This is a genomic window from Bacteroides xylanisolvens XB1A, assembly GCF_000210075.1.
In the GTDB taxonomy this organism is placed as follows: domain Bacteria; phylum Bacteroidota; class Bacteroidia; order Bacteroidales; family Bacteroidaceae; genus Bacteroides; species Bacteroides xylanisolvens.
Map to the genome: position 1 here is coordinate 46,898 of NC_021017.1, position 13,720 is coordinate 60,617.

The window sequence follows — 13,720 nt, forward strand, 5'->3', positions numbered from 1 at the left end:
TTGGGGTGAAGCACCATGTCACGAAGAATCTTTTTCGTATTTTCGTGGTCGTCACCAAGTTGTGAGCAACCGTAGTTGTGTGGGAAAGCGACAATGGCATCCACTCCCTTACCTTCGGTTTCGCGACGCAGTCCTTCAGCCAGTTGACCGATGATACCGTTTACGCAACCTACTGTCGGGATAATCCATATTTCGTTTCTTACCCCTACATCACCGTTTTTGCGACGATAACCTTTGAATGTAAGATCTTTATGAGGAATATCCAAAGAAACCTGAATCGGGTTGTAAGTGTAATCCAACAATCCGGCGAGGTTGGTTTTGATGTTCGTTTCGTTCATCCAGTCACCCTGTTTCTTTGCCATTCGTGCATGTCCGATAGGATAACCGTACTTGATTACATTTTCGCCTTCAGCAAAATTCTTCAATGCGAATTTATGTCCGGCAGGAATGTCTTCGTTCAATGTAATTTCAATGCCATCTACAGAAAGATGCTCTCCTGCCGGGAGGTTAACAATGGCAACGGCAACGTTGTCGGCAGGATTAATTCTTAAATACTTTGTTTCCATGTAATGTACTTGTAAAGTTGTACTTTGTTGTTATTTGCTATGGTAATAGTCTATTGTTTCTACCGTTAACAAGTCGATGGGCATATAGTTGATGCAGGTCACTTCTTTCTTGAAAATAAGGTGATCGCAAAGAGCTTTGATGCCATTGGCGCCTTGCAGTTCCGGTTGCTGGGCAATGAGGAAAGAGATGCTTCCTTCTTTCAGGCAGGTGACATTCCGTTCCAGAAGGTCATAACCTATCAGATTGAAATCTTTCTTTCCGCGACTTTGCAGGTATTCGCCGACGATATAGGCTTTAGAGTTGAATGTGATTCCGTTCTTCACTGTCGGGTAGGTACGGAAGAATTCATCCAGCATCTCATTGTCTTCGTCGTTGCGTTCGGCATGCAAGTCGAGCTCCAGTATAGTACAAGACGGATGATGTTCTTTCATGTACTGCCTGAAACCGATTTCTCTGTTCTCTTGCTGGTTAGAACCCACAATTCCTTCATGTATTTTGCGGAAAATAACGATTTCCTTTTCATCCCGTGCCAGTAACATCATCATTCTGGCAGCAAAATATCCGCTTTGGCGTGAGTTCTGACCGAAGAAGGCAAGAGGAGGAACGTCTTTGATATTGGAGTCTATATATATATAAGGTATATCCAATGCCTGCAACTGATCGGTGAAACCTTTCGTATATTGCGGAGCGGTAGGAGCTACCATCACTCCGTCCGGCTGTAAAGCCAGAATGGCTTCGCTGGCATTCTCGAATGAATGGTAGTCGTACGGATCGTAATAGTTGATTTTCACCGAAGTATTGAAATCCGAATAAGTGGCAATGGCTTCGTGGATACCGGTTTCTACCGCTGTCCAGTATTCGCCTTCCAGATGCTCCGGCAGCAGACAGATAAACGTATACTTCTTATTAGAAGCCAAAGCGCTGGCGTACATGTTGGGCTGGTAGTCAAGCTGCTTCAGAATTTCTTCTACGCGTTTCTTGCTGGCTTCCGACACTCCGCTACGTCCATGAATAACGCGGTCTACTGTTCCCACTGATACATCTGCCAGACGGGCGATGTCTTTGATTCTGATCCTTTCGGGCAATTTATTCATACGATAACCTTTATTTATATAGGTTTTTGTGCTCGCACACAATAATAATCTTAATATTTTCGATACAAATATATAACAATTTTTGTAATTACGAAAATTGTTGTATCTTTGTGCCCGCACACGAAAGGTATGTGGTGTTAGTCTTTTTATAGATTAATAGTCATGTTATCAGTGTATTAACCCCTAAAATAGGGCTGGAATGATAAATTGAAAGTTCATAATATTAATAACTTAGAATTTAAAACATAAGATTATGGGAAAGAAAGTCGTTACATTAGGCGAAATCATGCTTAGATTATCAACTCCGGGTAATACTCGTTTTGTTCAATCTGACTCTTTTGATGTAGTATATGGTGGTGGAGAAGCTAACGTTGCAGTGAGCTGTGCCAACTACGGACATGACGCCTATTTCGTAACTAAATTACCGAAACACGAAATTGGACAGTCTGCTGTTAACGCATTGCGTAAATATGGCGTAAAGACAGACTTTATTGCCCGTGGTGGCGACCGTGTAGGTATCTACTACTTGGAAACAGGTGCTTCTATGCGTCCTAGCAAAGTTATTTATGACCGTGCTCATTCTGCAATTGCTGAAGCTGACGCTACTGATTTCGACTTTGATGCTATCATGGAAGGTGCTGACTGGTTCCACTGGTCTGGTATCACTCCGGCTATTTCTGACAAGGCTGCCGAGTTGACTCGTCTGGCTTGTGAAGCTGCAAAACGTCACGGCGTAACTGTTTCTGTTGACTTGAACTTCCGTAAGAAACTGTGGACGAAAGAAAAAGCACAGTCTATCATGAAACCGTTGATGCAGTTTGTAGACGTATGTATCGGTAACGAAGAAGATGCAGAACTTTGCTTGGGCTTCAAACCGGATGCTGACGTTGAGGCTGGCCACACAGATGCTGAAGGCTATAAGGGTATCTTCCAGCAAATGATGAAAGAATTCGGATTCAAATATGTAGTTTCTACTTTGCGTGAATCTTTCTCTGCTACTCACAACGGTTGGAAAGCTATGATCTACAACGGAGAAGAATTCTATACTTCAAAACGTTATGATATCGATCCGATTATCGACCGTGTAGGTGGTGGTGACTCTTTCTCTGGCGGTATCATCCATGGTTTGATGACTAAACCTAATCAGGGTGCTGCTCTTGAATTCGCTGTTGCTGCATCTGCATTGAAACATACTATCAATGGTGACTTCAACCTTGTTTCTATAGAAGAAGTAGAAGCATTGGCTGGTGGTGACGCAAGCGGTCGCGTACAGAGGTAAATAAGTTGAGAGTTGAGAATGGAGAGTTGAGAGTTTGAAAAAAACAATTCATTTAAAATAAGAAATTAAGATGGCAAAATTCGATAAAATAGCCGTATTGAATAAGATCGGCTCTACAGGAATGGTTCCTGTATTCTATCACAAAGATGCAGAAGTTGCAAAGAAAGTAGTAAAGGCTTGTTATGACGGTGGTGTTCGTGCTTTTGAATTCACAAACCGTGGTGACTTCGCACAGGAAGTATTTGCTGAAATCGTTAAGTTCGCAGCAAAAGAATGTCCTGAAATGGCAATCGGTATCGGTTCTATCGTTGATCCGGCTACTGCTGCTATGTACTTGCAGCTGGGTGCTAACTTCGTAGTAGGTCCGTTGTTTAATCCTGAAATTGCTAAGGTATGTAACCGTCGTTCGGTAGCTTATACTCCGGGATGCGGTTCTGTATCAGAAGTAGGTTTTGCGCAGGAAGTAGGTTGCGATCTTTGCAAAGTATTCCCGGGTGATGTTTACGGAACTAACTTCGTGAAAGGCTTGATGGCTCCGATGCCATGGTCTAAGCTGATGGTGACAGGTGGGGTAGAACCTACTAAAGAAAACCTGACTGCATGGATCAAAGCTGGTGTATTCTGCGTAGGTATGGGCTCTAAATTGTTCCCGAAAGATAAAGTGGCAGCAGAAGACTGGGCTTATGTAACTGCAAAATGTGAAGAAGCTCTCGGTTATATTGCCGAAGCTCGTAAATAAGATTAGAGAGCGAAAGCTGTCTATAATAAAAAGAGGTTGATGCGACAGCCTCTTTAAAATATGCCTCGAGGGTTAGTTAGTTTAGTTAGTATATGAGGCATATTTTCATTTTGTTTAAAGGTGTTTAAAGGGGATAAGCCATCGGGATGATTCATTCATTTCGGTGGCTTGTTTTTTCTGGAGGGGAGCCGTTACTATTGCCGAAAGTGGAATGGGGATGAACCAATCTCCCAATAAGATGTTTTTTAGGTAGTAGATGTAATAACAATATATAATATGGAATCTCATCATCACGAACATAATCATCAGTTGACATCGCTCAATAAGGCTTTTATTATAGGCATCACTCTGAATATTGCTTTTGTTATCGTAGAATTCGGAGTAGGGTTTTATTATAATTCTCTGGGATTGCTTTCTGATGCCGGGCATAACTTGGGTGATGTAGCCAGTCTGGTGCTTGCTATGTTGGCTTTCCGGTTGCAGAAAGTTCATCCCAATAGCCGTTACACGTATGGATATAAGAAGAGTACGATTCTTGTCTCTTTATTAAATGCAGTTATATTATTGGTTGCCGTGGGCATTATTATTGCCGAGAGTGTAGATAAATTCTTCCACCCGGTTTCCGTAGATGGTTCTGCCATCGCATGGACAGCCGGGGTGGGAGTGGTCATCAACGCACTGACTGCCTGGCTCTTTATGAAAGATAAAGATAAGGATCTGAATGTGAAAGGAGCTTATCTGCACATGGCAGCAGATGCATTGGTGTCTGTCGGTGTAGTTGTTTCCGGCATTATTATCACCTATACAGGATGGAGTATTATTGACCCGATTATCGGACTTGGCATTGCTGTTATCATTATTGTCTCTACTTGGGGATTGCTTCACGATAGCCTTCGGTTGTCGTTGGATGGAGTACCGGTGGAGATAGACGCTCAAAAGATACAGCAACTTATCATGGAACAACCCGGCGTGGAGAATTGCCATCACCTGCATATCTGGGCGTTAAGCACAACGGAAACCGCTTTGACTGCCCATATTGTTATTGACAATATCACACAGTTGGAAGAAGTGAAACAGCATATAAAGGAAGCACTTGAAGAGGCAGGTATTCATCATGCCACTTTGGAGTTTGAAGACGAAAGGACTACTTGCTGCAAGGAATGTTGTGAGGATTAAATAAAATCCGTACCTTCGCGCCCTTAAACTAACTAACCTTTATTTTTTATGTTTACTGACTTATTGCATTCCTCTTATTTTTCCCTTTTCCTGATTGTCGCATTGGGATTTATGCTGGGAAGAATTAAAATTAAGGGGTTATCTCTCGATGTGTCGGCAGTTATTTTCATTGCCCTTCTTTTCGGGCATTTTGGTGTTATCATTCCTAAAGAATTAGGAAATTTCGGCTTGGTGCTCTTCATTTTTACCATCGGTATTCAGGCAGGGCCCGGATTCTTCGATTCTTTCCGTAGCAAAGGAAAGACGCTTATTCTCATCACTATGCTTATTATTTGTTCCGCCTGTCTTACTGCAGTCGGACTGAAATATGCATTTGATATCGATACACCGAGTGTTGTCGGTCTGATTGCCGGAGCGCTGACTAGTACGCCGGGTTTGGCTGTTGCCATCGACAGTACCAATTCTCCTCTGGCATCCATTGCTTACGGTATCGCATATCCGTTTGGAGTGATCGGCGTGATTCTGTTTGTCAAGCTGTTGCCTAAAATCATGCGGGTGGATTTAGATAAAGAAGCCCGTCGCCTGGAGATAGAACGTCGCGGACAATTCCCGGAATTGACTACTTGTATTTATCGCGTCACTAATGCGAATGTGTTCGATCGCAGCTTGGTGCAAATTAATGCGCGTGGTATGACAGGTGCTGTCATTTCACGTCTGAAACACAATGATGAAATATCCATTCCTACCGCCCATACGGTGTTGCATGAAGGAGACTACATACAAGCCGTAGGCAGCGAAGAGTCACTGGATCAACTGGCTGTGTTGGTAGGCAATAGAGAAGAAGGTGAACTGCCTTTGGATAAAACACAGGAAATAGAGTCTTTGTTGTTGACTAAAAAAGACATGATAAACAAACAACTGGGTGATTTGAACTTACAGAAAAACTTTGGTTGTACAGTGACTCGTGTTCGTCGAAGCGGTATTGATTTATCTCCGTCTCCCGATCTAGCCTTGAAGTTTGGTGATAAACTGATGGTAGTCGGTGAGAAAGAGGGACTTAAAGGAGTAGCCCGCCTGTTGGGAAATAATGCGAAGAAACTATCTGATACGGACTTTTTCCCCATTGCAATGGGTATTGTATTGGGCGTGTTATTCGGCAAAATAAATATCTCTTTCTCTGATAGCCTGTCATTCTCACCGGGACTGACCGGGGGAGTTTTGATGGTAGCTCTTGTGTTGAGTGCGATAGGTAAGACAGGACCCATTATCTGGTCTATGTCCGGACCTGCCAATCAGTTGTTGCGCCAGTTAGGTCTGCTTCTTTTCCTTGCCGAAGTGGGAACTTCTGCCGGTAAGAATCTGGTAGCTACCTTCCAGGAAAGCGGATTATTGATGTTCGGAGTAGGAGCCGCCATCACATTGGTGCCAATGCTTGTTGCAGCCATTGTCGGACATTTCGTATTTAAAATCAGTCTGCTCGATTTGCTGGGAACTATTACAGGAGGGATGACAAGTACTCCGGGACTCGCTGCTGCCGACTCGATGGTGGATAGCAATATTCCGAGCGTAGCTTACGCAACTGTTTATCCGATTGCCATGGTATTCTTAATTCTGTTTATTCAAGTAATAGCCTCGGCTGTATATTAACAGAATTTCATATAATAATTGATTGTTAAATAAATAGTTCGTATCTTTGCCGCCTCAAAGAAAAAAATGAGGTGAAACGATTGTTATTGAATATTACACGCTACTTCTTGCCGATACTGTTTGTATCGTATCTGGTAAGCTTTACATTCTTTGCCCACGTGCATGTGGTCAATGGCGTGACAATCGTCCATTCACACCCGTTTAAGAAAGGGGCGGCACATGAACATTCTACAGTCGAACTACAGCTGATTCATTGTCTGTCTCACTTAACGGCAGACGGTGCGGCTGTTGTTTTTGCTCTTTCCCTTTTTATTCCTTTCTTATTATGCTTGTTGCCCGGACGTTCGCAACACACTCACTATCACTGTCCGTATCATGGGGTAGTGGGACTTAGGGCACCCCCGGTTATTCGTTTCTCTATTCTTTAAATGATGATACCGTACCTTGCATGAGGTACGGGCATTATCTGTCTATCCATGTAAATACTTATCGAAAACGAATAACAAACGAAAAATGAAGAATTACATCTTTTCGCTTGTCTGCTTGTGCTGCACATTGTTGCCTGCCCTCGAAGGACAAGCTCATGAATATCCTAATCATCCCGAATTACGTAAGTCAGATGCCAATATCGTTGGCCATATTCTTGATAAAAATACAAAAGAGCATTTACCCTATATTACAGTCGCCTTGAAAGGTACGACCATCGGAACTGTGACCGATGCTACCGGGCATTATTTTTTGAAGAATCTTCCCGAAGGTAATTTTGTGCTGGAGGTCAGTTCGGTGGGATATAAAACCGTCAGACGGAATGTGACGCTGAAGAAAGGGCGTACATTGGAAGAAGATTTCGAGATAGAAGAAGATGCGGTTGCTTTGGATGGCGTAGTCGTATCTGCCAATCGTAATGAAACCACCCGCCGTCTGGCTCCGACACTGGTGAATGTAGTAGATTTGAAAATCTTTGAGAATACCAATTCTACGACTTTGGCGCAAGGCTTGAGCTTTCAGCCGGGTGTTCGTGTAGAGTCCAATTGTCAGAATTGCGGTTTCCAGCAAGTGCGTATCAATGGACTGGATGGCCCTTATACGCAAATCCTGCTCGATTCCCGTCCCATTTTTAGTGCGCTTTCCGGTGTGTATGGTATCGAACAGATTCCTGCCAGCATGATAGAACATGTGGAAGTGATGCGTGGAGGCGGCTCGGCACTGTTCGGCTCATCTGCCATTGCCGGTACAATCAATATCATCACCAAAGAACCGATGCGCAACTCTGGTATGTTATCTCATACGATTACGGGAATTGGCGATGGCGACGTTTTCGACAACAGTACGGCATTGAATGCGTCTCTCGTGACGGACGACCAGCGTGCAGGTCTGTATATCTTCGGTCAGAACCGCCACCGTTCTGCGTATGACCATGACGGCGACGGATATTCCGAAATACCCAAATTGCACGGTCAGACAATTGGTTTCCGTTCGTTCCTGAAAACAACGACTTATTCGAAACTTACTTTTGAATATCACCACATGGAAGAATTCCGCAGGGGAGGAGACTTATTGAACCGCCCGCCTCATGAAGCGAATGTGGCGGAGCAGACCGAACACTCAATCAATGGCGGAGGACTGAAGTTCGATTATTTCTCCCCTAACGAGAACCATCGTTTCAATGTGTTTGCATCTGCACAGCATATCAATCGCGACAGCTATTATGGTCCAGGTGACAGAGACCCTTTGGATGCTTACGGAAACACCACTGACTTGAACTGGATGGCAGGCTCACAGTATGTCTACAGCTTCGGCAAATGCATCTTCATGCCTTCCGACCTGACTGCCGGAATAGAGTTCAATCAGGACAAACTGGAAGATAACATGTGGGGATACAACCGCACGGTAGACCAGAAAGTGAATATCGGTAGTGCTTTCCTTCAGAACGAATGGAAAAATGATCATTGGGGATTCCTGATTGGCGGCCGTTTGGATAAGCATAATCTGATTGACCATGTGATATTCAGTCCGCGTGCCAACTTGCGTTATAATCCGACAGAAAACATCAATCTTCGTTTTAGTTACTCATCCGGCTTCCGTGCTCCGCAGGCTTTCGACGAAGATTTGCATGTGGAAAATGTAGGCGGTAATGTAGCGATGGTTGAACTGGCGGATAATCTGAAAGAAGAAAGATCACAGAGCTTGAGTGCTTCGGCAGATATTTATCATCGTTTTGGTGCGTTTCAGGTTAACTTCCTGGTAGAAGGATTCTATACAAAGTTGTCGGATGTTTTTGCCCTTACCGACGGAGAGGTAGTGGATGGAATTCTGACACGTACCCGTCACAATGCATCAGGAGCGCAAGTTCTGGGATTGACACTGGAAGGAAAGATGGCTTACCTGAATAAAATCCAAGTTCAGGCGGGAGTCACTCTGCAACAGAGCCATTACAGCAAACCGCACATCTGGAACAAAGAAGCTCCGGCGGTGAAGAAAATGATGCGTACGCCAAATACTTACGGCTATTTTACAGCAACCTACACCCCGATAAAACCGTTATCTATCGCTCTTTCCGGTACCTATACCGGTTCGATGCTGGTTCCCCACGAGCCGGTTCCGGGATTCCTTGAAAATCCGATAACGGTGAATACCAAAGACTTTTTCGATATCGGTTTGAAAGCTGCTTATGACTTCAAACTTTACAAGTCGATGAACCTCCAGTTGAATGCCGGCATACAGAATATTTTCAATGCCTATCAGGACGACTTCGATAAAGGAGCTGACCGTGACTCCGGCTATATCTATGGTCCGTCACTTCCGAGAAGCTTCTTTGCCGGGGTGAAGATCAGTTATTAAGATTCGGTTAAGATTTAAAATCGTTATAAATAGGGATTGTTTTGCATGGAGACAATCCTTATCTTTGCAAAAAAACAAACTAAACCCTGACTTTACTGCACAGAATAGATGTGCAAGATTACCGGATGAAACAATTGTACCTACATATAATGAAGTGGTTTTTGCCTGTACTGTTTATCTCGTACATGGCAGGAATCACTTTATTTACTCACTCCCATGTAGTAAACGGGGTAACGATTGTCCATTCGCATCCATTTAAAAAAGGCAGTGAACATAGCCATACGACGGTTGAATTCCAACTCATTCACCTGTTGAATCATGTATTGGTGACAGACAGCGGATTAATACCTACATTCGCGGTCGCTGCTTTATCTCTATTATGTATCCTGTTTATCCGCCCGCAAGTTGAGCCATATCACCGTTCTTGTCCGGGCGTCATATCTCTTAGAGCACCTCCTGTCGCTTAGTCTATCTTTTCGGGAACAGTATTCATCAGTTAGGAACAACGATTAATGATCGCTGCTTCCCTTTCCCTTATTATTATTTTTGATTTTAAACATTAAAAGACTAACGACAATGAAGAAATATCTTTTAGTCCTGGCCGGCCTGTATTGTGTCCTGTCATACGCATTGGCTGAACATCCGGACTACCCTGAACTGAAAAAATCCGATGCGAACATCATAGGCCATGTACTGGATAAGAAAACGAAAGAGCACCTTCCTTACATCACCATTGCACTGAAAGGAACAACGATAGGAACCGTGACCGACGCTACCGGACATTATTTTTTGAAGAATTTGCCGGAAGGTAACTTTATACTGGAGGTTAGCTCGGTCGGCTACAAGACCGTGACCCGCAACGTGACTCTGAAAAAAGGAAAGACACTGGAAGAGGATTTTGAAATAGAAGAGGACGCGATTGCTTTGGATGGGGTAGTGGTTTCCGCCAACCGCAGTGAAACGACGCGCCGTTTGGCTCCTACTTTGGTAAATGTCGTCGATCTGAAGCTATTTGAAACGACTAACTCTTCCACTTTATCGCAAGGGCTGAACTTTCAGCCCGGTGTACGTGTAGAGACAAACTGCCAGAATTGTGGTTTCCAGCAAGTCCGCATCAATGGACTGGACGGACCGTATACGCAGATTTTGATAGATTCCCGTCCCGTATTCAGTGCCCTTTCCGGAGTGTATGGCCTGGAACAGATTCCCGCCAGCATGATTGAACGCGTAGAAGTGATGCGTGGGGGAGGTTCCGCCTTGTTCGGCTCTTCGGCCATTGCAGGAACCATCAATATAATCACCAAAGAGCCTTTGCGCAATTCCGGCCAGCTGTCGCACACCCTTACTGCTTTAGGGGGCGGCTCCTCATTCGATAACAATACCTCCCTGAATGCTTCATTAGTGACGGACGATCATCGTGCCGGACTGTATATCTTTGGTCAGAACCGTCACCGGTCCGGATATGATTATGACGGAGACGGATTCACCGAACTACCTAAATTGAAGAATCAGACAGTGGGCTTCCGCTCTTATCTGAAAACAAGCACTTACTCCAAACTAACCTTCGAATATCACCACATGCAGGAATTCCGTCGGGGAGGGGATATGTTGGACCGTCCTCCTCACGAAGCCCATATTGCAGAGCAGTTGCAACATTCGATTGATGGTGGAAGTTTGAAGTTCGATTATTTCTCGCCAGATGAAAAGAACCGTCTAAGTATCTTTGCGTCAGCCGCCAATACAGATCGGGACAGTTATTACGGACCGGGTAACGATCCTCTGAAAGCCTATGGAAAAACAACGGATTTAACCGCTATGGGCGGCGCGCAGTATGTACATACGTTTGATAAGTGTTTTTTTATGCCTTCTGACCTCACGGCAGGACTTGAATATAACCGTGATCGTCTGAAAGATAATATGTGGGGATATGACCGCCACACGGATCAGACGGTAAATATTTACAGTGCTTTTCTGCAGAACGAGTGGAAGAACGACCGTTGGGGCATTCTGATCGGTGGTCGTCTGGATAAGCATAACATGGTAGATAATGTCATCTTTAGCCCCCGTGCCAACTTGCGTTTCAACCCGACACAGAATATAAACCTGCGTTTGAGCTATTCATCCGGATTCCGTGCTCCGCAGGCTTTTGATGAAGATATGCATATTGAAAATGTGGGCGGAACAGTGGCAATGATTGAGCGTGCGAAGAACTTGAAAGAAGAGAAATCCCAAAGTTTCAGTGCGTCCGCAGATATGTATCACCGTTTCGGAGTATTCCAGACGAATTTCTTGATCGAGGGCTTTTATACAAGACTGACAGATGTCTTCGTGTTGGGCGAACCTTATGACCGTGGCGATGGGATATTGGTAAAACCACGCAGTAACGGTCCCGGCGCGAAAGTGATGGGGCTAACGCTGGAGGGCAAAGTGGCTTATCTTTCCATCCTGCAAATACAAGCGGGACTCACTTTGCAACGCAGCCGATACGATGAACCTCATAAATGGCATGACGACGCACCGGCAGAAAAGAAAATTTTCCGTACTCCCGATACATATGGTTACTTCACAGCTACTTATACTCCCATCAAACCTTTATCCATTGCCCTGTCAGGAACTTATACCGGGAGAATGTTAGTGCAACGCATGGATATCACCGCCGAGAACGCCGAACTGGGCGCAATGCCCGAACGAAAGGCGGAAGCCATCCGTACACCCCGTTTCTTCGATTTGGGAGTGAAACTGGCTTATGACTTCAAGCTATACAAAACAGTCGATTTGCAACTAAACGGCGGAGTTCAGAACCTCTTTGAGTCTTATCAGAAGGACTTTGATAGAGGAGCTAATCGGGATTCCGGCTATATTTACGGGCCTTCTCTGCCGAGAAGTTTCTTTGCCGGAGTGAAGATTAGCTATTAGGTTGTTTCTATACGATTTTGCAGACTTGTCGAGTTTTACAGGGTGTAACTAGTCGGTTTCTCGTCAAGATTCATTAACTTTGTCGGGAAAATAAATGCTAAGCAATGGATATACCGGCTTTACACACACTAACAAACGGCATTATTATCGGAATATGTCTGTCTATATCTTTCGGTCTTGTCTGCTTCAAGCAGATGGCGCACGCCATTAATCCCAAATACAGGCGTGCATGCCATTTCTTCATCGCTGCTTCTCTCATTATCGCTGCCGGTCATTTGGCGGAGTTGCTGGTTGACGGGTTCGGCGTATACCGGTCGTTGGACTTATTCTCAATATTGGTGTTGGTGCTTGCTTCTTCGCAGGCGTTGATGTTCACGTTTATGTTGATATTGCTGTTCGACAGCAGATACGTCACTTTTGCCAATGTGATGAAGCATGCGGCGCCTTCGCTCGTTTTCATTCTGCTGTATGTGGTGAGTTGCTGCATTGAAGCGGACGTCTGTGTATATTCTTTAGCAGAATGGCGTGCGTGTGTCGTTCACAATCTCCCGTTGGCAGTGCGGACCTTGTTCGGTGTCACCTATACCGTACAACTGTTCGTTTACGTCCGCCTCTTTTTCCGTAAAAAACACCGCTACATCACGCATTTAAAAGAATTGACCGGAGAGTGTATCTCAAAACTGGAACTCCGGTGGACGATGCGCGCTTTCCTTTATGCGTTGAGTATCGGCATTGGCGCATGGGTTTTACTTGTCTGTCCGGGACCGATACCCGAGTTTAGTTTCAGTTTCCTTATCGTGGTTTTCTATCCTGCTTTTGCATGGCTGTACACTAACTATCATTACACTTACGAGATGCTACGCCGTTTTATCGTCGAACAGGATGGAAAACTGTCCCAACCACCGCTCGAAGCCGATATGGGCGACCTCATCTGTTACCTGCAATCCGGCGATAGCAACCACTTGTTTGAAGAGCTCGAAGCCTATCTGCAGAAAGAACAACCGTACCTCGACTACAACTTCAAGCGTGACGACCTGATTAAAGCTCTTGGCACAAACGAGCGTAATCTCTCCGCCGCTGTGGGGCGTGCCACAGGACTGACCTTGCAAAATTATCTTCTCCGCCTGCGCATCCGTCATGCCATGGACTTGCTCCTGCTTCCGGACTACGCGAACCACACAATTGAAGACATTGCCGGAGCGTCGGGCTTCAAGGCAATGCGCACCTTCAACCGCAATTTCCGCGAATTGGTAAAAATGACTCCTACCGAGTTCCGCCGACAAAAGTCTGTACCTTAAAGGAGAAGGCGATACTCTTTTATCATCAAATGCTGTTGTTTCCATCAATGCATAGGTAGAAGTTTCTCCGAACAATGGAATTTCCGGCAATCCTGCAAGATTTGCAGGATTTTGGCTATACAATGCAGGATTTTGGCTATACCTTTTCGTTGTTGCATATTAC

11 protein-coding genes are annotated in these 13,720 nt (G+C 44.7%); 9 read left to right on the plus strand and 2 right to left on the minus strand.

What is annotated here, in order from left to right; translation table 11 throughout:
• Both BXY_RS00205 and BXY_RS00210 read right to left on the minus strand, forming a co-directional pair.
• A partial coding sequence (locus BXY_RS00205; RefSeq protein WP_208946693.1) for a UxaA family hydrolase occupies nucleotides 1–566 on the minus strand: 566 nt, incomplete at its 3' end.
• A gap of 30 nt (nucleotides 567–596) precedes the next feature.
• The gene (locus tag BXY_RS00210) at nucleotides 597–1,661 is read right to left on the minus strand and encodes a LacI family DNA-binding transcriptional regulator (protein WP_004303832.1); all 1,065 of its coding nucleotides are present in this window, start codon (nucleotides 1,659–1,661) and stop codon (nucleotides 597–599) included.
• A gap of 253 nt (nucleotides 1,662–1,914) precedes the next feature.
• On the opposite strand from BXY_RS00210, the gene BXY_RS00215 reads away from it, so the two are divergent.
• The 9 genes from BXY_RS00215 to BXY_RS00255 all read left to right on the plus strand — a co-directional run bounded on the left by BXY_RS00215 (nucleotide 1,915) and on the right by BXY_RS00255 (nucleotide 13,557).
• Nucleotides 1,915–2,940 (plus strand): sugar kinase, encoded by a 1,026-nt coding sequence (locus tag BXY_RS00215; RefSeq protein ID WP_015530936.1) that lies wholly within the window; start codon nucleotides 1,915–1,917, stop codon nucleotides 2,938–2,940.
• Between the two features lie 70 nt (nucleotides 2,941–3,010).
• Nucleotides 3,011–3,679: a bifunctional 4-hydroxy-2-oxoglutarate aldolase/2-dehydro-3-deoxy-phosphogluconate aldolase gene (locus BXY_RS00220; RefSeq protein WP_004300153.1), complete on the plus strand. Its 669-nt coding sequence runs from the start codon at nucleotides 3,011–3,013 to the stop codon at nucleotides 3,677–3,679.
• A 276-nt stretch (nucleotides 3,680–3,955) separates the two neighbouring features.
• Entirely contained in the window at nucleotides 3,956–4,855 is a 900-nt protein-coding gene (locus BXY_RS00225; RefSeq protein WP_015530937.1) for a cation diffusion facilitator family transporter, read from the plus strand.
• A 48-nt stretch (nucleotides 4,856–4,903) separates the two neighbouring features.
• Complete coding sequence (locus tag BXY_RS00230; protein WP_009040471.1) at nucleotides 4,904–6,502, plus strand: aspartate:alanine exchanger family transporter; 1,599 nt, start codon at nucleotides 4,904–4,906, stop codon at nucleotides 6,500–6,502.
• 71 nt (nucleotides 6,503–6,573) lie between these two features.
• A complete protein-coding gene (locus BXY_RS00235) occupies nucleotides 6,574–6,930 on the plus strand; it encodes a hypothetical protein (protein WP_032851504.1) in 357 nt (118 codons plus the stop codon).
• Nucleotides 6,931–7,015: 85 nt separating this feature from the next.
• Complete coding sequence (locus BXY_RS00240; protein WP_015530938.1) at nucleotides 7,016–9,343, plus strand: TonB-dependent receptor; 2,328 nt, start codon at nucleotides 7,016–7,018, stop codon at nucleotides 9,341–9,343.
• A gap of 125 nt (nucleotides 9,344–9,468) precedes the next feature.
• Nucleotides 9,469–9,810, plus strand: coding sequence for a hypothetical protein (locus tag BXY_RS00245; RefSeq protein WP_008770610.1), 342 nt, complete (start codon nucleotides 9,469–9,471; stop codon nucleotides 9,808–9,810).
• Nucleotides 9,811–9,919: 109 nt separating this feature from the next.
• Nucleotides 9,920–12,259: a TonB-dependent receptor gene (locus BXY_RS00250; protein ID WP_008022917.1), complete on the plus strand. Its 2,340-nt coding sequence runs from the start codon at nucleotides 9,920–9,922 to the stop codon at nucleotides 12,257–12,259.
• A 104-nt stretch (nucleotides 12,260–12,363) separates the two neighbouring features.
• Nucleotides 12,364–13,557, plus strand: coding sequence for an AraC family transcriptional regulator (locus BXY_RS00255; protein ID WP_015530940.1), 1,194 nt, complete (start codon nucleotides 12,364–12,366; stop codon nucleotides 13,555–13,557).
• The last annotated feature ends 163 nt before the right edge of the window (nucleotides 13,558–13,720 follow it).